Below are 25,906 nucleotides of genomic sequence, written 5' to 3'. Positions count from 1 at the left end.
TCATCCCTCCTCCAATCTGAACATGATTTCCTGATACACCGTGGAGAAAAACAACAGGATCTGCTGGGACAAACTATAGAGCAGCAGGCCGATAAACACGATAACGCCAATAACGACAAGCGTGAGCAGCAACGTCGCGATCGTTTTCCCGACGTTGTATTGATGAACCGTCATCATGCCGACGAACAGCAAGCCGACGAACCAGATCACGCCAACCGACTCGATCAGCCGATAAAACGAAACTTCCTGAATCGTAATCATTCGCGAGAATACGATAAGCAGCAATTGGGTGATGAACAGCGGTATGAGGGAATAACCCGTTGCAATAACGATTTCCTTAAATTTCCCCTCCCCGTCCATCAGCGTCGTCAGCGACCAGTTGGCGACGCACCATAGAACGAACGGCAGCAGCACAAAGGTGATTTCCTCCAGGCTGTTCACGTCGGCCGTCGTATTCGGATTAAGAACAAATCCGGTAAACTGCTGCTTCAAGATGGACGTGACGGCGAGCAGCAGCAGGAGCAAGGCCGCGACCCACAGCTTGCCCTTCTGCTCGTTTTTCAGCTCCCAGAACCCTTTGAACGGATGGATCGTCGTGTACATCGCAAAGCGAAGCGTACCCGGCTCGCCGGACATTCTCCGACTCACAACCCGATAAACGACGGCGAACAGCACGATGCATCCGATAACTACGGTCGATATCGTTCCGAAATGGTTCCACATCCAGTCCTTGCGGTAATAACCGAACGCCTTCGAATAATACCCGCGCTGCATGCCGAGCTGAAAATCGGCCATCGCCGCCTTATATTCGCTGCCGCTCAAATGTACCTTGCCGATCCCGACATGCGACATCTCCAGGTTCCGGTTTAGCTTCAGTGCGTCGTTCCACGCGGCCTCCGACCCATCCTCCCGGCCAAGATCGCTTTCGATGACCGCTTGGCGGATCGTTGTGCCGTACCGCGTAGGTTCAAACACGGTAAGCTGGTTCAAGCCTTTGTCGAGCACGACCAGCTGATCGCCGATCGTATCGATTTCGACGGGCGCTTTGAACGTGCCGATCTGTTCGCCCAGCTGCCCGAACTGATACATCAAATTGCCGTCCTTGTCGTACGTGAATATCCGTCCGCGCTTACTGTCCAGAACGCTATAGATGCCGTTCGTTTCGACGGCAACGCTGACGATGGCGGACGATCCCGGCGTATTGCCGGCACGAGTCATGCGCAAATCCCCCATCGGCGGGTGATAGCCGTTCGACCGCAGCACGTTGACGCCGGAAGGATTGAGACGGCGAACCGGTTCCGGATTAAATGCTTCCGCCGTCGTCGTATAAATAAACCCGTTCTGGTCGATATCCACATTGTTGAATTCGACCGGGATGAACAAATCCATCCGTTTGCGCTGCTCCTTGGTCGCAAGCTGCTTCCAGAACAGCTCGACCGGATCGTACTTGACCGGGTTTTTGCCGATAAAACCGGTAAACTTGCCGTCTTTGCCGAATCCGATCAGGCCGTCGAACACGCCTTTGCTGACGACATACAGCCGCCCGGCTTTATCGGCCGCAACCTTGATCGGCATATAGGTGAAATTGCTCCGCAGCACGTCGGATTCCGGCTTGCCGATTTCCCTCACGAATTCGCCGTCCCCGGTCAACTCAACAATGCGCTTATGACCCGTGTCCGCGACATAAATATGGTTTTTTCGATCGACGAACAAGCCCTGCGGCTCGAGGAACGCATCGTCCTTGCCGCCGTTAACGAAATTTGCGATCGTTCGCCGTACGTTCCAATCCGCATCCAAACAAACAATGCGGTTGTTTCCCGTATCCAGGATGTATATATTGCCGTCATCCGCGACAACGAAGTCTTCCGGCGACTGGAAAGAACCAACGCCAAGCTGCTTCCCGTCCACCCGCTTGGCCGGCATATAAGGAACGGGCGCAAGTTTCGGTTCTCCGTCAAAATCGTAATTGTATCCCGCGTACGGCGCGCTGTAAGCAGAGGGTACAGGCCCAGCCGCCGAGAGCAAGAGCAGGAACAGGATGATAATTTTCCGCATCGCGTTCAAAATCGGGCTTCCCCTTTCTCGTTATACGCTCAATCTTTCAGGCCGGAAGTGGACATCGTCTGAATGACATTGCTTTGCGTAATAATAAAAATTGTGATCGGAACGGATATCATGAGCAGTGTCGCCGCCATCGACGGTCCCGTTCGGATAATGCCGCCGGCCAAAATTTGTCCCAGCGCATAATCGACCGTCTTCAGCTCCTCGCTGTAGATGTACATCGATCCGACGGCGCCTCCAGCACCCCACAAGCCTTGGAACGAAAAAATGATCAACGTCAGCCAAGCGGGCTTCACCGCCGGCATCACGATGCTCCAGTAGATGCGGAATTCGCTGCAGCCGTCGATTTGCGCCGCTTCCAGCAGCGCGTCCGGCACCTGCTCCATAAATTGCTTCATTAGATAAAGCCCGAGCGACGAGCCGACCGCCGGAATGATAACCGCCCAATACGTATCAAGCAAGCCAAGCCACGACATTGTCATATAGTTCGTTACTTGCGTCACCGTTCCCGAGAACATCAACGACAGGACGACGATCGTAAACAAAATGCTTTTTCCGGGAAAATTTCGTTTGGCCAGCGGGTACGCGGCCATGGAGGCGATGAAGACGTGCCCCGCCGTGCCGACGATCGTAATGAAAAACGTGTTGAACAAGTATCTCGTGAAGGGAACCCACGTCCCCGACAACAAATAATACAAATCGAAAAAGTTGTTTAACGTCGGATTGTGCACGAGAAATTTCGGCGGAAACTGCAGCAGCTCGTTGATCGGTTTAAACGCGTTGTTGATGACGAATACGAGCGGCAGCGCCATGAATAGGCCGACTGCGCCCAAAATGCAAGTGAGCAGCACATCCCCGATCCTCGACCGGTTCATTTTATTGCCGGTGCGCAAGCGCATGCGAACCATTGTTGCCATTCAATCACCGACTTTCTTTAACAGCTTCTGTACTAGAAGATTCGATCCGAGCATGATCGCGAACAATACGGTTGCAATCGCCGAGGCATAACCCATCTCGTAACGAATGCCGCCATAATCCATCAAATGGGTGACGATCGTATGGCCCGCATATTGGACGCTCGGAAATCCGGCAAGCGTTGTCGACACTTCGGCGACCGCGAAGGAACCCGTGATCTGAATGACCGCTCCGAACAATAGCTGAGGCCGCATCGAGGGAAGCGTAATAAACCACAGCTCCTGCCACCTGTTCCGGATACCGTCGATGGCGCCCGCTTCGAACAAAGTTTTGTCCATGCTTTGCAATCCGGCGATAAAGGCGAGGAAGCTCGTTCCGAGACTAAGCCACAGCTGGACGATAATAATGATCATCATGATGTATTTCGGGTTATCCATCCATAGGATCGGCTCCAGAATCATTCGCCATTTCAGCAAAAACGCATTGGCGTATCCGTACGAATCGCTTGCGAACATCAGCTTCCAGACGATATAAGCGTTGCCGGACAACGCCGGCGCATAAAAAACAAGCGTCGCAAACGCCCGCGTTTTGGGCGACAGCTCGTTGATCAGCCATGCGAGCACGAAGCAGGCGATGTAGCTGATCGGGCCGGTAATGGAGGCGAAAAAAAGCGTATTTTTCAAAGCGATCAAAAAGATGTCGTCCTGGACGAACAAGTTGGCGTAATTTTTCCAACCGACCCACTTCGGAAACTCCAACATATTGAAATTTGTGAAGCTTACCAACAGAGACAACAAAACCGGTACAACCGTAAAAATCGCAAAAATGATAAAATAAGGCGTCAGCATCATATACAACGAACGGTGTTTCCTGATTTCCTTCAGCTTGGCGCCGAGACGGAGCTGTACGGCTCCGTCCGGCGTTTTTGCTGTTTTTCGGCTTAGCTGGGTCATGTACAGCCCCCTTCTATTGTGTCGGCAATTGAAATTCCTCGCGTTTGGTCGTAATTTCCCGGTTGATCGTGCGAACGTATTCCTTTAACGTCTCCTGCGGGTCGCTGCCGTTGTTGAGCACTTCGAAAAATGCGTTGGTCAAATGCCGGCTCAGCGAATATCCGCCCGGCACGTCCGGCGTCCCTCTGACCCAGACCCATTGACTGAGCAATTGTTTGTAATCTTTGGTCGGCCAAGGCAGCCGTTTCAGCGCCTCTACATTGGCGGCCGCGTACCTGCCCGATTCGCCGAAGATTGATTCCATTTCGCGTCCGAACGTGACTTGCGCATCCGTATCCGTCCACCACTTGATGAAGGCCCACCCTGCTTCTTTATGTTTCGCTTTCTTGAACAAGACAACACCCGTGCTTGCGGATAACGCCTCGCGATGGATTTGGCCGTCCGCTCCCACCGTGCCGGGAACAGGGACAAATTCCCATTGCCCGCGAATTTCGGGCGCGAATATCGCCAGCGTGTTATAGGTCGAATAATCGGCGATGCCAAGCGGCATTTCGCCGGTTCGGAAACGGTTGATGAAATCGAATGTTTGCGGCAATTTGTAATTGGTGTACAGTTCGGTCCATTTCTTGAACGCCTCGTTACCGGCCGGCGAACCGATTCCGGTGGCGATTCCGTCTCGTTCGTACAAGCTGCCTCCTCCCTGATACAGCAGCATGTCAAAAACCGGCGTCGGCGTCATGCCGATCTGCATGTGCTGCTTCTGCAATTCGGGAATGACCTCGTACATGTCGTCCCACGTTTGCGGCACTTGCAGATTCAGCCGCTCAAATATATCTTTGCGGTAAAACAGCATCGGAAACGTCTGCTTCTCCGGAATCGCGTAAATGCCCCCGTTATACTTGAAGCCGGCAAACGCGCTGTCCATAAATCTGGCCTGAACGGCGTCAAAGTCCGGGTAGCGTGACAAATTCTCAAGCGCGTTACGCATCGCAAAATTGACGACTTCCCCTGTGCTTACCGCCACATCCGGCCCTTGGCCGGCCAGCGTTGCCGACAGCAGGACGTTTGCGCCTACCAGCTTCAGGTTGACTTTGATTCCGGTTTGCGGGGTAAAATCGTTATCGATCATCGTCCGCAGCAGCTGCGCCTGATCCCGTCCACCGTTGATCCAAACGGTAACCGTGTTGTCGTCATCGGGCAAACTGGCGGAACGATTGTAATTTTCAAAGAACGAGTACCCGAAGGATGCCACCTCGTGCTCCAGCGAGCTGAAAAATCCGGACCGAGGGCTCGGCGTTTCGACATCCGGCGATTTGGCAAACAAATAATCGATTTCCAGCGGCTGCTGGTTGACGCCGATCAGCCATGTCCCGAGTGAGCTTATATTTTCTTTAAGACTGTCCAGCCGACCCGTTACCGTTTCCGGGTTGTTGCCCAAATCGTTCAACTGATAAGCGGTTTTTTGCAATAGGGTCGTGTTTTCGCTCGTTTCCCCGATCATCCGGTCCATCATTGCCGCCGCTTTGTTTAATATTTTGCTTTGCGCAAGCATCATGCCGGTCATTTCGGGAATTTGCGTCTCCAGCTCGTAATCGCGGAACGGATCAACATCGGTGCCGGTGATCATTATGATTTTCAAATACAGGGCGTTTAGTTGCTGGATGCTCGAACGAACCATCCGGATCGTATCGGCCAGCTCGCCCATCGTCACCTCAAGCTTGATTCGATGGCTGCCTTTGGTCAAATAAAACAAATACGGCTCGTCCTCCGTACCGGGAACGGTCGTTTGCCATGCCCCGCCATATTTGAACGGGATTTGCATCGCTTCCTGAAACGGCACTTGATCGTCGATGTACAGCTTTCTGACGACCTGAACCCCTCTCGCCTGGTTTTGCCGATATTTGATTCCCAATTCGTACAAGCCGTCCTTCGGAATGTCCAAGTCCCAAGCAATCCACTCTCCGGGAGACTTCCAGTTGATTCCGCCGATCGTGTTCATCCTGATTTTCGACACGTCGTAAGGCTCCGTTGCCGGGCTGGAACGGTCGTTGAGCGGATACAAAGAAGGGCTTGATTTGAGAACCGCATGCTCCCCCTGCTCTTTGACGAAAACGCCTTGCGTCGGCTCGCTGTGTTCACGAGACGTTTTGATGTAATCTTGGTACGTCGGAATCTTTTCCTCCTGGTAAAGCCGGATAAAATCGATCACCATCGGCTCCCGCAACGAAATCAAAGCCAATGTATGCCTGCCCTTCGTGAAATAAAAAGAAAAAGGCTCCCGATAATACCCTTCGGAGTCTGCAATGCCGGCTTCCTGCCATCCCGGCTTTTCAAATTGCGCGGGCCGCAAATCGTTGCCGTTCACATCCCGCTCCACCTCGGAATTGCTCCATACCCGCGGGAAAACAAGCCGTTTCGCTTCGTCGAACGGGTTCTTGCCGTCGATGCTCAGCTCTCTTTCGATTGGGGAACTGTTCCCTTCGATTGGGTAATAACGCAATCCAAGATGATACAATCCGTCTTCCGGCACGTCGATGCTCCATGAGATCGATCCGCTCTCCTCCGTACGAACAACGGGCGTCGGCGCGCCTTCAAACGATTGCAGAACATTCGCCTGCATGCCGTCCGTTCCGGCGAACGATTCCGCTTCGATCCGCAGATCGACGGCAGGGCGAGACGCTTTTGCATATTTGGCCGAGTATTGCTCGTAACGAATCGGCCCACCTGCGCCATACCCCAAGTCCGTCCCTGCATCAGCCGCTTTCAGGCTATTCGCCGCAGCGTCATCTTCTTCGTGGAATGCCGGTTCGGCAGACGGCAAGGCGCTGTACGCCCACAATGCGGCCAGTACCGCGATCAGGGCGATGAGCTTGATGTTTTTCTTCAACGTCTGCAAACGAAACCCTCATTTCGTCGTTGGTCAATTCCTTTTGTCCTTGTGCACAAACCGGAAGGGATCTCGGGTCGCTCTACGTGCAGGTCGACCGGAATCCCTCCCCGTTTACCTATGATACCGCTACTTTTTGTTCATTACAGAATCAAGCAGCTCTTGCATCGGTTTTTTGATTTTTTCAACGGCCGATTCGGGAGCAACTGCCTTATTCGTAATTTCTTTGACCGCTTCCCCTTCTTTATTACCAACACTGTTATCACCGGAGCCGATGCCGTTATAGTACAGCGGCTCGATATTTTGGCTCATTTGGAACACCATATCAACGTCTTGATCAGTTCGGAACTGCTGCTCCAGCCAGTCGCGGCTTTCTTGCTCCAAGCGATCCCAAAGCTGCATTTCATCGAAAATTTTGGCGACTTCTTTCGGATGTTTTGAATTCGACATCACAAACCACATGGCGAAGCCATCCGAGATATTCGTATAGCCCGTCGCTTTAGGACCTTTCGGGAAGGGTACGAAGCCGTATTCGTCCTGCATATCCTTGCGGCCGCCGCCTTCCCATTCAGCACCGGGCACAAAAGCGGCTTTGCCTGAATTGAATACTTTTTGCGATTCCTCATAATCCGCATAAGATGCGGTTTTGTTCGGCATGATGACTTTTTGCGTATTGTACAAATCGTACAGTAAACGAAGCGCTTCCATCGAATTCGGCTCGCCCATCGTAAACGTCAATTTGCCGTCTACGACATCGACGACTTTACCGTTATTGGAATACATCAACGGGCGCGCAAAAATTGGAGTATAGGCGGTTATGCCCCATTGATCGATTGAGCCGTCGCCATCCGTATCTTTGGTCGCTTTTTTGGCAATTTCCACGAATTTATCCCATGTCCATTGGTCTTGCTTGAACAGCTCTTGCGGATCCGGCGCTCCTTCGCGCTTTAGCATCGATCGGTTATAATACAATCCATAAGCGTTCGACACCGAAGGAATAAATCCATACAGTTTTCCATTAAACGATCCGAACTCTTTCATCCGCTTCGGCCATTTCGGGTCATCGAAATTAAGCAAATCGTCGATCGGACGGATATATCCTTGCTCAGCAAGGCTCGGGAAAGCCCAATAATTGTGGAGCAGCGCGATGTCGGCCGCCGGTTCGCCGGCAAGTCCGGCAGCGGTAATTTTCGGTACGCTTTCGCCCCAAGGTACGGCAACCCATTCGATTTTGACGTTGTATTTCGCTTCCAGTTCCTTCTGCTTGGCGAGCTTTAAATCGCCGGTTTCCGTGCCGCCCTCCGGAGGACCGCCCCAGACGAGGATTTTCATCGTATATCCTTGAAGATCGATCTTATCTTCCGGGTCCTTCGACACCTCTTTTGTGCCGCTCTCTTTCGTATCGCCTTCTTTCGTTTCGCCGCTCGCCTCGGGCTTTGATTGATCCGGCTGCTTCTCGCCCGTATTCGAGCCGCTTGAGCATGCGGTGACAAAAACAAAAGCGAGTATGAACAATAATAGTGAAAACGCTTTCAATCGGCGCATGACTAAATAACCTCCCTATGGTTGATCTCTTGTAAAATCTCTAACACTTTGACTTCCGCTTGCCTTCCGCCTAACGAGCGAACGTTCTAAACGTTCTAATTTCCATCCCTCCCCATACCTTCGGCAATCTTCAACTTCAATCAAAACCATCGTTTTGATTCAAGTACCACCTCATTATACCGCGTCTTATATGGGACTTTTTTAATTATTTTCCTGTTTATTTTAACTATTGTACAATTTTAAAATTTTCGCCAGGGAACATAAAAGACCGAAGGCCCGCCTCCGGTCTTCCGTACAAGTTCAACTCGAGGAATGTCTTTTTTTATAATCGGAAGGGGATATTCCGGTATATCTTTTAAATAGTGTGCTGAAGTAGCTTAAATCGTTAAATCCACTGGACAAGGAGACGTCCGTGATGGACAGTTCTGTACGATTCAACAAATCCATCCCTTTTCTGATCCGCAGCTCAATTAAATATTCATTAAACGTTTTTCCGGTAATGCTTTTAAAGCGGTTACACAAATAAGTTCTGGACATCCCGGCAATTTTGCACAGCTGCTCCAGTCGTATTTCTTCATGCAAATGTTCTTCAATATAGGTCATGACGTTTTCGATCACCAACCGATATTTTTCCAAGTGATAATCCGTCACGTATAAACTGTTTGAATGCTGATGAATTCTTGAGATCATCGCCATAAGCCGAATCAGGCTTCCTTTGATCATGTTTTCATAATATGGCTTGGCATGGTGATATTCTTTGATCATTTCTTCCAACGTTTTACATGCATCATGTTCTTGCGAACCCGTCAAACGGATTCTCGGAATAAAATGATTGTTTACGGAAGCAGAGTTTGAATATCCGAATTGGTGAGACACCGTTTTATATTTTTCATCAAGGAAATCTAGAAGAAATTCGCAGCCGATAATCGAAGTTTTGATTTCTGGGGACATCACGACGCGATGAACGACATATGGAGGAATTACGCACAGGTCACCTTTGACCATAACGTATTCTTTTTGATTGATCTCGTGAATAATCCGTCCTTTATGGATATACCAAATCTGAAAATAGTCGTGCGTATGCTCCTGAATGGAGCCCCAAGACTGGTTGATCTTGTACAGCTTGCACAAGGTCCTTCTGGACGGAAATTCCCGGGCATGGGAGAAAAAACGGACATCCGAATCGAAAACTGAAGTATGATGATCGGATTCAAAAAATCGATTCATATCGGTCACCTGCCACAATTTGATTTGATTAAGATTCGTCCTAGAGACTCTATCCTATCTGTCCGGCTCCAATTCGTATATGACGGATCACCCCCGAGTTTTTCTTTAACTTGTTAACTCTCTCGGCTATACTCTTTTTCATTATATCGGTGTTTTGAAGTTGTACATATGGAAGCATGATCTTTAATTATGGAGAAATGTAGTTTAACTTCCTATACTTGAGAGTGTTTCTCTTGCTCAATTTGAGTTTACCACCATACCTCCGAACAAACTTTAACTATCGATCGTAAAAATGTAACGATCTTACCCACTTTCTGCGTCGCTTCTCTCCGTCGCCGTCATCTTCCGACTGCTCAACGTATCTATGAGACCGGCATATGTGATGCCGTATTTTTCGGCGATATCCTTGGCATAGCTTAAACCTTGCGGGCGTGTTCGAACAATCCTGAAGCTTCTTTTCCCCGGCGTCGTTTCGTCGAGTAATGCGGTCAAATGATCGATTCGGCCGCCTTCCTCGGATGAGCTGCCGTTCATTTCCTCGACTCGGAGGGCCAGATCATGCAGATGGGTGGCAAAAATCGTACGGCATCCCGCCGCCTGCAACCCCATAACGACCTCCCCGGCGATATACGTTCCTTCCGAAGCGCTTGTGCTCGAGAACGTTTCGTCCATTAGCACGAAGCTATAACGGGAAAGCTTCTCGAACATCTTCTTGACCCGAAAGCATTCTTCCCCGAATCTCCCTTTGGCGTCGGTTTCGTTCCCGCGCGCCTGAAACAGCGTGAATAGATGATCGACTGGACTTAACGCCGCCGAATACGCCGGAACGAACAAGCCGAGCTGGAACATGAGCTGAACAAGCCCGGCCGTTTGCGTAAATACGGTCTTCCCCCCTTGATTCGGACCGGTCAGAATATAGATCATCCCGCTCTGATCGAATTCCAAATCGTTCAAGACGAGGCCCGTCGTCCGGTTCGGCTCGGAAGGACCGTTTCGCAGCGCGATCGCCGGATGATACATCCCATGCGCCGTAAAACGTCTTTGCTCCGCTTCAACCGCCGCCGGCTTGCAAACGGGGAGTCCGGTTGCGATCAATTTACGAATCAAAGCCACTCCGCCAAGTAAAAACCTAATTTCGTCGATCAAATCCACTAGAAATTTCGATTGATGCTTCGTAAACGCTCTTACCGCTGGCTTCCATTGTTTAACCGAAGACTTGAGCACATGGTCGAGCACATGGTTCACCGTCGCACGAAACGCGGCAAGCTGTTCCTCGCGTATCCCTTTGCCTGTCACTTCGAGAGGCGCCAGGCAAGTGAAGCTGCTGTCAAAATCGACTCTTAATATTTTATCGATGATGTTCCCTGAACGATAAGGTGTCGTATGAATGGACACTAGTCCGGCTTCAATCGGCCTCAGTTGAGCATCCAAATTGATGCCAACCGTCACGCTTTTTATATTTCGAACGCTGAACGTCACTTTCCCGGCTTCTTCTTTGATCCTCCGATAAGATTCACTTGCATGCACTTGCGTTATCGCGGAACTGAACTCCTTGAAGGCGGGTGATGAAAATCTCCCTTTGGATTTTTCAAAATACCCGTGCACCATATCGATACAATCGGTATACAGCTCAATTTCCGTGATGCTGTACAGCGAAGCGGCGGTATCGGCCGAATCATATTCCCCGGCAATTCTCAGCTCCTTCATATGCTCGAGCCGGGGAAGCAGCTCTTGAAGCATCGATACCAAGGCATCATCGTTCAGCAGATCGTCAAACACATCAAGCCGGTATCGGATGACCTCGATTCGATCCGTATAATAGGCAGAAGGTTGCTTGTAGCCCGGCTTGTATGCAACGGCCTGTTTCATCGTATCGAGCAGTAGTTCCCCATCCAAATCCGCAATAAACGACAGGTCTACCGCTCCATTCGAAGCTGGCGATTCCCCCTCGGGATATAGCAAGCTAATCCGGATTTCTTCGCTCATACAGCCAACTCCTTCAAAGCAACGTGTGAATTTTTGAAAGGATGATCAAGAAATACGTTCTCGCAGAATCAGAGACCAACGTAAAAACGATCCAAACTATAGCCGTCATCGAATGCAGCAATTTGATCGAGTAACCATAGGTGCTCCACTGGACAATAAAAGCAAGATAGTTCCGGAAGAAGAGGAATATGGCTGCCGGGATCGTTATAAAAAAGAATACGCCCGCAGAGGCAATGACGATCGCGAACAACAATAGCCATAACCTCAACATTCGATTCAATAGCTTCACTCTGGGCGGATTGATGAGCAGAGGCTGATCAGGCATATTCAAACGTGCTGCGGCTCTTGCCGCATCCTGCAGTCGGCTCATGATCACACTTCCTTCGCTTTATCGCGCAGCGTCTGCGCCCCATAACAATACCTATTTCGGAGTCTTTCGAGGTCTTTCGAGGTCATCTACTTTCTTATCTCTTAAACATAACCTCTTCCCGGAAAAAAGGCTTGTGTTTTTGTACAATGAACTTGAAGTTTGTTCCACAAAACGGAAATCACCCCGCTTTCAGCCAATAAAGCTCCTGGAGCTTATTGACGAAAGTAGGGTGATCTGTTGCCCGTTATGTTACTACCTTGCAGCTTCTTGCGGTCGCAGCCTCCAGCTTATGCCTATGGCGTCGTTTGCTCCGCCCACAAATCGGCAAGCGCTTTCGCATCGGCAGTCAACGCTTGAAGTGCATTTTCGGATATCATTTCGTTATTGCCCGGCTTGCCCGCCATCTTCACCAAATCACGCATCGTATCGGTGGATTGCTTCAAATGGCCTTTAGCGAAATGCTTCTCCGCCTTCTCCAGCCTTTGCCACAGCTTATCTTTCATCGAGCTATTCAAGTCGCCCGAAGCCAAATAACGGTCTACAAGCTGCTTCATCGCCGCGATGCTCGTCTGCACAGTAACATGAATTACCGTTTGCGATACGTTGCCGGCTTCGTCCTTGACTGTGACCGTAATCGTGTGGACCCCGAGTTGACCCGCCCAATCCAGCTGCGTACCCGGGGCGTACGGCTTGCCGTCCGCTTCGATCGATTGCTCCGCAATGCCGGACAGGTTATCCTCTGCCTGCAGGGTAAAGTTCAACAGCTCGTTATCCTCCAAAATGTGCCCATCGGCCAGAGGCGTTCCATTCACTGCAGCAGTAAATATAGGAGCCGTACGATCAAGCTTGACTTCAACCGACTTCTCAGCCTCCACATTGCCTGCACGATCCTTGGAACGGTATAGCAGCTTCGTGATTCCGTCATCTGCTATAACGACCGGACCGGTATACGGCTGCCAGCTCGCCCCTCCGTCCAGGCTGATTTCCGTCAACTCTACGCCGGAATGATCATCTTGCGCGGATAATGTCACCGTAATAGGCGCGGTATACCAGCCATTCTGCCCGTTAGGCTCCGCCGGAGCGAGATCCGCTGTCGTGACCGGCGGCGTACGATCGGTTTCCTGCTCGATCGAATCCCGCAACGCGGCGATTAGCTGTTCAAGCGTATTGACGGTGCTGTCGGTCATGTACGGGAATTCGTTAAGCTGCTCAATCAGCTGCTCTCGGATCCCCGCATCCCCTTTACCGAGCGCAAGCAAATCTTCCGCCTCGCGAACTTTCGCCACATAACCGCCAATTCGCTCCGGCGCATATACCTCGAATTCATAAAACGAATTGCCGTACCACGTTCCTCTTTTTATGCCTTGAAACTTGACATACCGGGCGTTCGTCGGATCGAAGGAAATCGGCTCTACGCCGCCCTGGCCGTTAACGATACCGTCATTCGCCAAGACGTTCTTCCACTGCTCGCCGTCATTCGATACGAGAATTTTGTAGGCTTGGGAGAAGGCGTATTCCCAATGGATGACGACTTTATTTATTTCCTTGCTCGCGCCGAGATCAACCGTAAACCAGGCATCGTCCGTCAGCGTGCTTGCCCATCTTGTCACGAGATCTCCGTCGACGGCCTGATTCGGTGTCAAATGCGGCGCCTCCGACTCCGACGATTGGACCTGCTTGTTCAGGGCTAAATTTTCCCCCTCCATCACTTTGGTCGCAGCATTGTAAACGATCACGTTATCGATAACGCCTTTAAACGAGTTGGTTGCGCTTCCGATTCTTGCCATCGGCAGCACCATCGTATGCAGCTGCCGAGTCGCATCGTAAACGACAGCTAATTTTTCGACATATTCATTGCCGTTCACATAAAGCGATACGCCTTTGTTGTCTCCGATGAGCAGCAGATGGGTCCACTTTCCAGTCGGGACCGTGTAGTTGAACACGCTGTTATAATGCTCCTTCGTGAATCCGAGCTTGCCGGTGCTGCCCTGCTTCAGCTTCAATTGGCCGGCCGGCGATTCCATCAACACCGCGTCGTCCGGATTGTCCGAATCCGGATTGACCCACATGGACATCGTCCATCCGAAGCCTAGCGACTCCAGGGGCGTTTGGATGTAGCTAGCGCCGCCTTCAAGCCTCGCGCCGCCTCCGAATTTGCCTTCCGTCAACTTGACGTTCGTGCCGGTACCGTCGTAGCCATTACCCGAGGAATCGGCAAATCCGTTCTCGAATTGGTACTTCACGACATTGCCGCTTTCGTTCCTCACCTTTACCCTATGGGAAATATTCGCCCCCGGAGCCTCTCCGATCGCAGTCGCTCTTTCGGTGTAATCGACATAATTCCGGTCGGCGCGGGTTCCCGTCCACATTTTTTCCGCCAGCACCTGCACGGCCGGGAACATGCGATCATGCGAATCCTGCATGGATACGCCTACGGAATCGGAGATGTCGTTCCAGAGCGCGAGCATGCCGCCTTTCAACTTCGGATGGCCTGATGGCAGCGTCGTCGACGTCCATATATTCGGCTCCCACGTGTTGTACATGAGCCGTGTATCCAAATATTCGCGGTACAGCCTCGGCACGAGGTACAAATAATTGTTTTCCGTGTTGATGATATCGTAACCAAGGTCGACTGCCTGCTGCGCGTTCCCGTAAGGCTCGTGCCAAATATTCATCGTTGCGTCGTTGCTGATCGGTGTGACGCCGTTGTATTCCAGGAGGCCGCCCCACAAGTGAGGGTGCTTGCCCTTGGCGTTAATATATTGGATCAGCGTGTCCATATATCCGCGAAACGTTTCCGTATCCCCCCAATATTCGTCCGTGCCGATATGAACGTCCGGACCGACGAACGTCGGATTGTCGCCGTCGATGTATTCGTCGAACAAGCTTTTGACAAACTGCACCGCTTCCGGCTTCGTAATGTCCAGATGCCCGCCGCTTCCGAGCGAAGGGTTATAGTCGACGAAAGACCTCGAATGTCCGGGCGTATCGATCTCTGGGATCACATTGACCCCATAATCCATGCCGAGCAGCTGCAAATCCCGGAACTCTTCCTTGGTATAATGGCCGTTGCCGCTGGCGAGTCCAGGGTAAGTCTCATTCTCCAACCGGAATGCGGCGTATGTACCGTCTTGGAACGGTGTCCCGACATCGTCGTTCAGGTGGATTTGGAACTGATTCATTTTGTACCAAGACAGCAGCTTGACGTAATCTCGCAAGAAATCGATCGTATAGAACTTACGGGCTACGTCCAGCATGACACCGCGTATTTCGTATTTCGGATAATCTCGAGCCGTCCCTTTCGGAATTTGATCGTTTCCTTCATCCTGCTTTAAGATTTGCAGCACGGATCGGGTGCCATAAAATACGCCCGTAGCCGTGGCTGATTTGAGCGTAACGTAGTACTCCGTATCGAGAATGTAACCTTCCTTGCCAAGCGAAGCTAACGAATCGTCAAGCGCCAAATAAATGTCGCCTGCCCCAGGGCTGCCGTATTGGATGTCCAAATGCAAGCCGCTAACTTCGGCAAGGTCGCTCTGCATCGCTTCCGCCGTTTTTTGCAAATCAGCTTGATCCGATGGGTTTACGACAATTTTGGAGCTATTCGTCAGCGTCATTTGATCGGTTCTGCCGTGCCATTCCCTTAAGGACGGAATGACTCCCGGTTCCTTGTTCAGTTCGCCGGTTTGGACATATTGCCCGGGAACCGTAACGGGCACATTGCCTGTGATCGCTTTCTCGTCAGGCATAGTCAAACTCTCGACTTGGAGCAAGAGATTGACCTGAGAATCCACGAGCGGCGCATGAATGACGCCCGCCTTGTCAATGACCGGAAGCCGGTCGCTGCCGTAAACGGTTACCTTGTAACCTTCCGGCACTGCAGGCATCGCGATTTCGGTTTGTCCCGGAGCAATGGCCGGAATCGAAGTAATGCCTCTCGCGATTTGCGCCGCATCGCCTGCGTTATACACTTCGAATTCGAAGAAAGAATATCCGTAATAAATCCCCCCTACCGGAGCCCTGGTTATGCCTTGGAATTTCACGTACCTTGCCTGGGTACGATCAAAATCGATCGTTTCCGTTCCGCCCTTACATGTTATGGCCGCGTCGTTTTTCAGCACGTTCGTCCACTCTGCGGCATCGTTCGAAACGAGGAGCTTATACGTGCTTGCGGGTGTCTGCCATTTGATGACGACCTGGTTCACGTCTTTCACCTCGCCAAGATCAACGTAGAACCATTGATTATCGTCTTTGGCCGAGGACCATCTTGTAGAGCTATTGCCATCCACCGCATTTTCGGGAACGAGCCAGTCGACTTCGTTTCCCGAGGAGTACGCCGGTTTATGCAAGGCCAAGTTTTCACGGACTGCCTGAATGCCCGCGAGGGAAGCGGCATCCGCCGGTTCCTCCGCCGTCGCGGTTTGAGCGAAAGCCGTCAATAGCAATAGAAACGTCAATAGTAGAGATATTTTCTTCTTTCCCATATCGTCCCTCCGTTTGGATGAATACTGTGAGGCGGCAAACCGTTAAATGCGCAGTCATCGTTATTTCCGCATGAAATAATGCTGTTCTCATATACCTCCTCTCGCGCTTGTCCGATAGACAAACAAAACCCATCGCATGAACGGCTGATCAAACCTCACGGATGGGTAATGGAATCTATTCTTTATTATTATAAAAATGAACGGCTAGACAGTGATATAACTTTCGGACAAAAAAGTTGAAAAATCATTCGTTTAATGGACCGTTTTTTTAGTCCATGGAATCCTTTAATTCTACAATCAACTGCTCCAGCGTGCTGACAGAACGGTCATTTAAGTACGGGAATTTGCCGAGCAATTCACTCAGCCGCATTCTAGTCCCGGCATCCCCTCGGCCGCTCGCAAGCAGATCTTCCGCCTGTCCGGCTTTCTTCAAATAAACGCTCAACTGTTCCGGCCCGTATAGATCGAACTCGTGAATGGACGTTCCGAATTTCGTGCAGCTGCCGTATTCCGTCCCTCTTTCGATGCCTTGATATTTGACGTAACGGACGAGCCGGGGGTCGAACTTCGTCGTGATGACGCCGCCGCGGCATTCGATCACGCCGTCATCCGCAAGCACGTTCGTCCAGGTTTGCCCGTCGGACGACACGTAAATCCGGTACTTGGAAGGGAACGCGTCCCCGAAGCGAAGCGCTACCTTCGCTACTTCCTTCGGCTCGCCCAAGTCCACCACGAACCAGGCATCGTCAACGTTCGCGCTCGACCAGCGGTTTAGCAGATTTCCGTCGACCGCAAGCTCGGGCGCATATTGCGGGTCTCCGGTCTCCGAAGACCGGACCGGCCGGCCCAACGCAAGATTCGCTCCTTCTAGCACATCGGCCGCATGATTGTAGACGACGAGAAGGTCGATCACACCCTTGAACGCGTTCGTCGTGCTGCCGATCCGGGCCAGCGGAAGAAGCATGGTATGAAGCTTCGGACGCGTTAACGCCGCGACGAGGTGCTCCACGTATTCGCCGCCGTTCACATACAACGATACCCCCTGATGGTCGCCGATCAACAGCAGGTCGGTCCAAACTCCCGCCGGAACCTCATAATCGAAGGTCGAGTCGTAATGCTCCTTCGTGAATCCAAGCTTGCCTGACTTGCCCTGCCTCAGCTTCAGTCGGCCTGCCGGCGATTCCAGCAGCACCGCGTCGTCCGGATTGCCGGCGTCGGGTTTGATCCGCAGCGACAGCGTCCAGCCGAAACCAAGCGAATGCAGCGGCGTCTCTACATAACTCTCGCCGCCGTGCAGCCGTACGCCCTGGCCGGTCACCCCCTCCGAGATCGAAACATTCGTGCCGGTACCGTCATATCGATTGCCCGATGAATCGGCAAATCCGCCGTCGAACGAATAACACAGCACCGTTCCCCCACCGTTAACGGTTTTGACCTGAAACGTCAAATCGGTCCCGGGAGCGTCCCCCGTTACGGTCGAGCTTTCGGCATACTCGTCAAACGCTCTATCGATCCGAGTTCCCGTCCACGTTTTCTCGGCCACGATCTGCACGGCTGGAAACATCCTGTTATGGGTATCGTGCATGGAGACGCCAACCGAATCGGAAATATCGTTCCAGAGCGCGAGCATGGCGCCACGCAGCTTCGGATGGCCGGAAGGCAACGACGAGCTCGTCCAAATGTTCGGCTCCCACTGATGATACATCAGCTGCGGATCGACATATTCGCGGAACAGCCGGGGCACCAAATACAAATAGCTGTTCTCCGTGTTGATGATGTCGAATCCGGCGTCAACCGCCTGCTGCGCATCCCCGTATGGCTCGTGCCAAATGTTCATCGTCGCATCGCTGCTGATCGGCGTATTGCCGTCGTATTCGCGAAGTCCGCCCCACAGATGCGGGTGCTTGCCTTTGGCGTTGATATAACGGATCATCTCGTCCATATACCACCGGAACCGCTCCGTATCCCCCCAATATTCGTCGGTGCCGATATGTACATCTGGGCCGATGAAGGTCGGGTTGTCACCGTCCAAATATTCGTCGAACAAGCTTTTTACGAATTGCACCGTTTCCGGCCGCGTAATGTCCAGATTCCCCTTCGTTCCGAGCGACGGATTGTAATCGACGAACGAGCGGGAATGACCCGGCGTATCGATTTCGGGAATGACGTTCACCCCGTACGTCATGCCAAGCCGCTGCAGCTCGCGGAATTCGTCCTTCGTATAATGATCGGTTGCGCTCGCGAGACCGGGATACGTCGTGCTCTCCAACCGGAACGCCGTGTACGTGCCGTCGGCAAACGGTGTGCCAACGTCGTCGTTCAGATGAATTTGGAACTGGTTCATCTTGTACCATGACAATAGCTTGACGTAATCGCGCAGGAAATCGATCGTATAAAATTTCCGGGCCACGTCGATCATCAAACCGCGTATCGCATATTTCGGATAATCCCTTGCGGTTCCTTTCGGGATTTTGTCGTTGCCTTCGGCCTGCTTGATTATTTGAAGAACGGAACGCGTGCCGTAGAATACGCCCGTCGCCGCGGCGGACTTCAGCGATACAATTTCATCTATGTCCAAAATATAGCCTTCCTGCCCAAGCGACGCCTGCGAAGCGTCAAGCACCAAATATAGATCGCCCGCTTGTGGATGGCCGAATTCAATATCCAAATGAAAACCGCTGATATCGGACAAGTCGTTTTGCAACGTGATCGCCGTTTGCTGCAGCGATTCCCGATCCAGCGGATTCACGATTATTTTCGAACGGTTCGTCAATACGAAATCGCCGGTTCTGCCGAGCCATTCTCTCAAAGAAGGAATGACGCCCGGTTCCATATTCAATTCTTCAGTTTGGACATGCTGCCCTGGAACCAAGACCGATACATTGCCGGTAATTGCATGGTCCGACCCGTCAAGCTTTTCGACCCGAAACAGCAGCTTGACTTCGGTATCCACAAGCGGCACATGGATCGCACCGGCCTTGTCGATCACCGGCAGCCGGTCGCTGCCGTACAGGGTAATCTTGAAGCCTTCCGGCACGGCAGGAAGTACGATCTCGGCTTGCCCCGGCTCGATGGCCGGAATTGTCGTAATCGTTCTAGCAATTTGTTCTGAATTTTCTATATCTTCCATTTCGAATTCGATCGATGAGTAACCTGTATGAATTTCTTTCATGATAGCCCTCGCAACTCCTTAACATATATGTATTTGCCGCCGCAGCCGCGGGGGGACCAACCATCAACCTTCGTTGATTCCCCCGACCGCCGCTTTTTTCTACCTACTTGGCATATACTTCAAATTCGTACAACGAATATCCGTAGAATGTGCCGCGACTCGTCCCTAGCATCCGCGTCACGCATTATGCTCCATATACTTGCATCTCGTATAACGAATACCAATAAACGGTTCCTTGCTCCGTCGCATACATCCTTACGTACCTGGCGCTGGTCGGCGAAAAGCTTATATCGTCGAGCGCTCCGTCGCCGGTCGTCGTCGAATAGACATCCGTCCAGTTGACCGCGTCGTTCGAGACTTGAATTTTGTAGCTTTTGGCATATGCAGTCTCCCAACTAAGTTTGACGCGGTTCACATTATAGGCCTGCCCCAAATCGACGTAGATCCACTGCGGATTCGAATACAAGCTGGACCACCTTGTCGCTCCTTTGCCATCCACCGCTTTGTCGGCGGTATAGGATGTAGTTTCGTTGGAGGAAGAAGTTGCCGGCTTGTTTAGCGCCAGATTCGCCGGGGACGTATAAGTGCCTTTCACGAAATTATAGATGTCGTGGTAGATCGGCCTTCCGTTATAAATGCCGCTGTTCCCGTTGTTATCCTTGTTTCGGTACAGGTTGTAAATGCCGAACACATCCTGGTACCAGCCCTTGATGGCCCCGGTCATATACCCGTACTCCACGCCGCCTCTCATGTAGTTATAGAAGCGGTTGTAGTGATCAAAGTCGAACATGACCCCTTCGTCAAACTCCATTTCGACGCCTTCATGGTACGTTTGGGCTTGGTTCACCGTGCTTGTGATCCTGGAATAATCGGTATCCAAGTGAAAATAGTGGTTCGGCTGCAGAATGCTGAAATCAAACGAGTAGTTCGCCCAGTTGTTTCTTTCGCCAGCCCCTGACCAAGGACACCAGAAAAACTTATAGCCCAGCGTGTGAAGGTAGTTGCCGGAGCTGTTGATCGCATTGACTTCCCCCTTCGTCGTTTTGTGAATATCTTCTTCCAGCCAATAAAAGCCCTTTAATTCAAGATTGCTGTAACTCGCTTGATTCCATCTGCTGAGCACCGTATCGATATACCACTTGCTGACCTTGTACATGTTGCTTGACGTATTTTTCAGATTTTCGCTGATCCCGTCGTTATCTACATCGCCGAAATTGGTTATTTCGGAATTCGGGAAAGGGATCATGATATACACCTTGGATTTGTAATTGGAAAGGCCTAGATTCGCAGCAGCCTGGGCAGTAGCTTGGTTTAAAGCGTCAAGCTGCTGATTTGCGGTGAAAATCCGGTTGATGTACCACTCCCAATCCGTCTTATACGTCCATTGCGAAGCCGTCGACGAATCGCCGAAATACCGGCCGTTCGACGTCCATAGCCCTAGGAACAAGAATGTATCGAAAAAGGTGTCGTCCATCGCATTGCTGTCATTGTAATGCGCGACGTAAGGCAATAGCGTATTTTTGTCGTATACTCCGATTTCTCGACCTTCATCGGTTGTGCCGTTGTAATACCCGGTGTAGATCAGAGCGATGTTTTTCGCAAACCCGGATTCAGCCGTATTGGGTGGAAAGTAGCCTGCTAGAGCGGAAGCGACAGTCGGTTGCAAAATCGTTGCCAATACGAAAGTGAGCATGAAAATAGAAAGCGTAAATTTTTTCATATCCAATGCACCTCGTATCTATAATTTGGCGTTGCCTCGCAGCTATTTGTGCTGCGGCCTTACAACCAATCCGCGCTCCCCGGTGATTTCCCCGTTCGGCGTCGCGAGCTTCGCCGAAATGACGACTTCGCCTTCGCTTACCGCCGATACCCGGCCGCTGGAAGAATCGACCGCGGCAACCGCCGGATTGCTGCTGCTGAAGATCAGCCCTTCGGTTACCTTCTTGCGCGAACCGTCGCTGAATATTTTATGCACGATGGCCTTATGCTCCTTGCCTGCTTTGATCGTATCCGGCAGCTCGATTTGCAGGCTAACCGGAACAGGCGCCGTGACTGTCACTTGTACGGAAGCTTCCTGCCAGCCCGATTTAACCGTGATCGTAGCCGTTCCTTGCTTGACTGCTTGCACATTGCCGAGCCCGTCAACCGCGGCTACGCTTGGATTGCTTGAGCTCCATTCCGTCTTAAACGGCGCCTGAAGCGGCATGACGATGTCCTGGTTCAGATGCGTCATGAAGTCGGCTGTTGCCTGGAGCTTCAGCGAAAGCCCGGATGGAATTTGCGCCGACGGCTCGGCGAACGTAATCTTCTCCAACAGCGGAATGACATCCCAAGAGATTTGGCTGCCGTCGACCTTCATGTTCAAGTAGTGGAAGAATCCGCCCTGCTCCGGCGTATTGTGCGTGTATTTGCCGCCTCCGCCGGAAATGATGTAGTCGACGCCTTGCACCTTTTTGTGCTGGTAAGCATGTAAATCCCCACTAAGGACGAGCACGTTTTTATTCGGGTGGCTGCTCTTGAACGCGCCGACCAAATCGTAAAACCGCTGCGCTTCCGCAGGATCCTGGAACCCGTGCCCTGTTTTGAAATCAACGCCGTCAGGACTGACTTCGTCAGGCGGGATATGCATAAAGATCAGGATGTTGTCGTTGCCTGAAGCTTCCAACGTTTCCGATAACCACGGCCACTGCGACGCATCGGATGTCGTTATTTTGCCGGAAGCGGAGTCGAGCACGATAAAGGTCGTATTGCCGTAGTCGTAAGTATAGGTCGGTTCGCCGAAATACTGTTCGAAGTTATCGCGAGTCCCCGTACCCGACACTTCATGATTGCCGATCGAAATCAGATAAGGATAACGGAACGTATCCATCACCCGTTTCGCGTCGACATAACTTGCGTTTTGACCGTCATCGACAATATCTCCGGTATACCCGACGAACTCGGTCGCCGTTTCCAAGTTGATCCGGCGGATTTGCTCCTGCAGCAGCACGTCAGGCGAACTCCCGTCGCTGCCTTGCGTGTAATAGCCGCCGTCGCCGATGACGGAAAGCTGGAAGCGGTTCGGGTCCTTCGGCTGCCCGATCAAATTGTCCGCCATGAACGACCAGTTCAGCTCCGCTGTGTTGCCGCTTCGGTCAGCTGTCGTTACTTTGACGCTATGCTGAGACTTCGGCTCATACTTGACCGGCGGCGTATAATAAATCGTGCCGCTCTCCTGGTGCGTGCGGTAGGCCACGTCCACCCCGTCGATCTCGAGCTTCGTTGCGGCAAAATCGATGCCGGTGTACGCATCATCCAGCTTCACCGCGATTCTCGGCTGAGGCGTGCGCGTCACGATCCCGTTCATCGGACTGATCGGTTTGATGATCGGCGCGTCGAGATCCGGACCGGTGTAAACCGTGAACGTGAAGTCCGCCTTCGGCGCCGCTTCGTTGCCCGTCTTGTCCTGGGCTTGAATCGTCACATGATGATTCCCGTCCGCAAGCGGCGTTTGCGGCGTATACGTCAGCTGCTTCGTCGCAACATCGTATTGCGGGCGAACGAGCTGATCGTCGACATGCATTTCGATCGAAGAAGGCTCTACGCCGGATTGATCGTCGGTAATCATCGCGGAGATCACCGGTGTCGACGTATACACGGTCGATCCATCGGCAGGCTTCATCTGCGTAATCGCGGGGCCCGTCAAGTCTTCGCCCATGTCGTAATAAACGGCGCGAATATCGTCGATATAGACGGTACCCTTCGTTTTGCGATCGGCGTTCGGCTCGACGACATAAATTTGTCTGAGGCGCAGCGGAAGCGGAGTATCCGGATCAATCGGAATGGTGACGTACTTCCATCCGACCCAGTTCATGCCGCCGTCTTCGGTAATGTCCACGGATTTACGCACGTTGTTCCCATCGACAAGCTGAGCGCGAAGCCAGTGCGGCTGCCCGTCGGCATGGACCCACATCCCGATTTGCAGCGGACGGTCTTCGATGAGGCGGCCGTCGGGCAAATCAACGTTCGCATATGAAGCTGACGTTGAAGGCTGATTCGTGAAATCGTACTCCAGCTTTAAGCTGTGGGTGCCGCGGTGAACCGGATTCGGCCGGCTGGACGGCTGCACGCTGCCTGTTGCGCGGATAGCGCTGTTGGACCAACGGGAGAACGCGTCAACCGATTCGAAATCTTCGATCACGACCGGCGGCTTGCCGACGCTGACCGAGGCTTTGCCCGTCACTCCTCCCGCTTGCAGCAGCACATAGCCTTGCCCCGATTCGGTCGACGCTTGCAGCAAGCCGGTTGAATCGATCGTGCCGATGCTGCCCTCAACCGACCATACGCCTCGGGATGCATCGAATGCGACCGGATTGCCTTGACTGTCTTTGGCCGATACTTGGAATTGCTTCGAATCACCCGGGTTGATGACGGCCGGATTCGGCGTAATGTCGAGCGCTCCGAGCGTATCGACGACTTCAACCGGCAATTGCTCGCTAATCGTTCCGACCCTTGCTTCGATTACACCGGAGCCGGCTGACGAACCTGCGATCAAACCGCCGCTCTGAAGCGTCGCTCCGGGCACCGTCGTTGTCAGTTGAAGCGAATCCGGTACGTCGACAGGCTGGTTATTCGCGTCAACGCCTTTGACCTTGAATTGCAGCGTACTGCCGACAAACGCTTTCGTCGCCTTCGCTTCGATAATGAGGCGGCTTAATTCTCCTTGAGGTGCCTTGTTGTACAAGAACAGACCGTTGGCAACAAGCCGCTCGAAGCCGTCGGACGGAGAGTTGACCGTCGTCACAAGCCGGTCTCCCGGCATGCGGACGACCATTTGCGCCGATCCGCCGGAGTCGAACGCCATCGCGTCCTTCATGCCGACCGCTTTGAAATATTCGCCGAATTGCGGCCTTGTCAGGCCGATGCTCAAGTTCGGCTGGCGGCCGTCGAACAGCGCAATCTGTACCGTCTTGCCGTCCGCTGCGATGCCGAGTCCTACGACGGGATTCCGCACATTCCGCTCTTCCGCGGAAGGCGCATCCGGATCCTCGTACCATTCGCCGTCCTTCAGCAGCTGCGGACCTCCGCCGATGATCGTCTTGTAATTGCGCCAATCGGGACTTGTGGCGAAATCCGCATCCATTTGCAGCCCTAGCATGACATTCGCGGATAACCAATCGGCAGCGCCGCCCTGCCCGACGAACATGAGCTGATTCGGCGTAAGCAGCGGCACTTTGTCGTTGTGCGTTATTGCTTTCACTTCATACAGCCCGAAGGAATCAACCTTTTCCAGCAGAACGTTCACCCTGCTGCTGCCCCCGTCCGAAGCGGCAACCTCGCTGCCGAACTTTTCGTTGTAGACGTATAATCCATCCCATTCAGGCGCCCAGTTTAGCTGATTGATCGACAGCGATTGACCGTCGGGCTTCGCGGTTCCCATGCCGTGCTGCTCCCACAACGAGATATTTTCCGGCGTTCCCGGTATTACGACTTTGCCTTGCCATGTAAACTTCAGAATCGACGGCTTGTTGTCATGATCGATTGCGAAAGCTGCCCAATCGAGCGGGCTTCGATACAATACGCCGTTCGAAAGATGAAGATTGAAAGGTGCTTGCGAATGGCCGATATCGTAATAATCGGAATTGATGCCCGCGACGGCCCCTGTCCGGTTCGCCATCGAGCTGACCGTTTCCCCCGTGTAGCTGAATACTTTGTCATGCGCCATTACGGCATCGAACCCGACATATGGATTCGATGTGTCGATTTGCAGCGTATTGAGCTGCATCGGACCGTCCTCTGTCGTCATATTGACTTTGCCGTAATCGATTCCCGGCGCGACGGCAAGCGGATCGGTGGAAGTTTGCGAAATAATGGCCGGCCAGTTGCCGGGCTGCGGTACATCGGCGGCGAAACCATGCACCGGCAAAGTGAACAACATGCTGAATAACGTTACGGTAGCTGCAAATTTCATCAGACGTCGCTTCATATTTCGCTTTACCTCGCTTTTCGATGATCTTTTGTAAAACTCGACCTGCGTCCATTAGTCATAATCTTTGAAAATTACGGGTGAAACGGCCCAACCCGATATGCTTTATCATTTTCACCTCCTGACTTCTTGGTCTAATAGACAAAGAAAACCCATCGTATGAATGGCCATTCAAATGCACACGACGGGTTTCGAATCTATTCCTCTTCATTATAGGGAGGGACAGCGAGAGGCAGATATGATTATCGAACAATGGAGTTGAAAAATCATACAAATTCCGCAAAAAAGCGAATCGCGATAAACGGAATATCAATCATCTCGTCCAATCGCGCTTAAACAAA

The 25,906-nt window shown here is 52.1% G+C and carries 12 protein-coding genes; all 12 read right to left on the bottom strand.

Translation table 11 applies throughout. The features are described from left to right. A complete protein-coding gene (locus tag AC0LWM_RS12030) occupies positions 1-2,055 on the bottom strand; it encodes a YIP1 family protein (protein ID WP_474675404.1) in 2,055 nt (684 codons plus the stop codon). 38 nt (positions 2,056-2,093) lie between these two features. After that, complete coding sequence (locus AC0LWM_RS12025) at positions 2,094-2,978, bottom strand: carbohydrate ABC transporter permease (protein WP_474675184.1); 885 nt, start codon at positions 2,976-2,978, stop codon at positions 2,094-2,096. Then, the gene (locus AC0LWM_RS12020) at positions 2,979-3,929 is read right to left on the bottom strand and encodes a carbohydrate ABC transporter permease (protein ID WP_474675183.1); all 951 of its coding nucleotides are present in this window, start codon (positions 3,927-3,929) and stop codon (positions 2,979-2,981) included. It abuts the gene before it with no gap. Between the two features lie 13 nt (positions 3,930-3,942). Then, positions 3,943-6,825: an extracellular solute-binding protein gene (locus AC0LWM_RS12015; RefSeq protein ID WP_474675182.1), complete on the bottom strand. Its 2,883-nt coding sequence runs from the start codon at positions 6,823-6,825 to the stop codon at positions 3,943-3,945. A gap of 120 nt (positions 6,826-6,945) precedes the next feature. Further along, positions 6,946-8,361: an ABC transporter substrate-binding protein gene (locus AC0LWM_RS12010; protein ID WP_474675181.1), complete on the bottom strand. Its 1,416-nt coding sequence runs from the start codon at positions 8,359-8,361 to the stop codon at positions 6,946-6,948. A gap of 300 nt (positions 8,362-8,661) precedes the next feature. Further along, the gene (locus AC0LWM_RS12005) at positions 8,662-9,588 is read right to left on the bottom strand and encodes a helix-turn-helix domain-containing protein (protein WP_474675180.1); all 927 of its coding nucleotides are present in this window, start codon (positions 9,586-9,588) and stop codon (positions 8,662-8,664) included. Positions 9,589-9,891: 303 nt separating this feature from the next. Next, positions 9,892-11,574 carry a MutS-related protein gene (locus AC0LWM_RS12000; protein ID WP_474675179.1) on the bottom strand — a complete coding sequence of 561 codons (1,683 nt, stop codon included), beginning with the start codon at positions 11,572-11,574 and terminating at the stop codon, positions 9,892-9,894. A gap of 13 nt (positions 11,575-11,587) precedes the next feature. Beyond that, on the bottom strand, positions 11,588-11,944 hold the full coding sequence (locus tag AC0LWM_RS11995; RefSeq protein ID WP_474675178.1) for a hypothetical protein: 357 nt from the start codon (positions 11,942-11,944) through the stop codon (positions 11,588-11,590). Positions 11,945-12,237: 293 nt separating this feature from the next. Continuing rightward, on the bottom strand, positions 12,238-16,428 hold the full coding sequence (locus AC0LWM_RS11990) for a discoidin domain-containing protein (protein ID WP_474675177.1): 4,191 nt from the start codon (positions 16,426-16,428) through the stop codon (positions 12,238-12,240). Positions 16,429-16,696: 268 nt separating this feature from the next. Continuing rightward, complete coding sequence (locus AC0LWM_RS11985) at positions 16,697-19,600, bottom strand: family 20 glycosylhydrolase (protein ID WP_474675176.1); 2,904 nt, start codon at positions 19,598-19,600, stop codon at positions 16,697-16,699. Between the two features lie 184 nt (positions 19,601-19,784). Continuing rightward, positions 19,785-21,320, bottom strand: a complete 1,536-nt coding sequence (locus tag AC0LWM_RS11980) for a DUF4855 domain-containing protein (RefSeq protein ID WP_474675175.1) — start codon at positions 21,318-21,320, stop codon at positions 19,785-19,787. A 42-nt stretch (positions 21,321-21,362) separates the two neighbouring features. Beyond that, positions 21,363-25,565 carry a phosphodiester glycosidase family protein gene (locus AC0LWM_RS11975; RefSeq protein ID WP_474675174.1) on the bottom strand — a complete coding sequence of 1,401 codons (4,203 nt, stop codon included), beginning with the start codon at positions 25,563-25,565 and terminating at the stop codon, positions 21,363-21,365. Positions 25,566-25,906 lie beyond the last annotated feature (341 nt).

The organism is Paenibacillus sp. sgz302148 (genome assembly GCF_056120465.1).
Note: the sequence above shows the minus strand (reverse complement) of the source record. Positions and strands in the feature narration are given on the sequence as shown.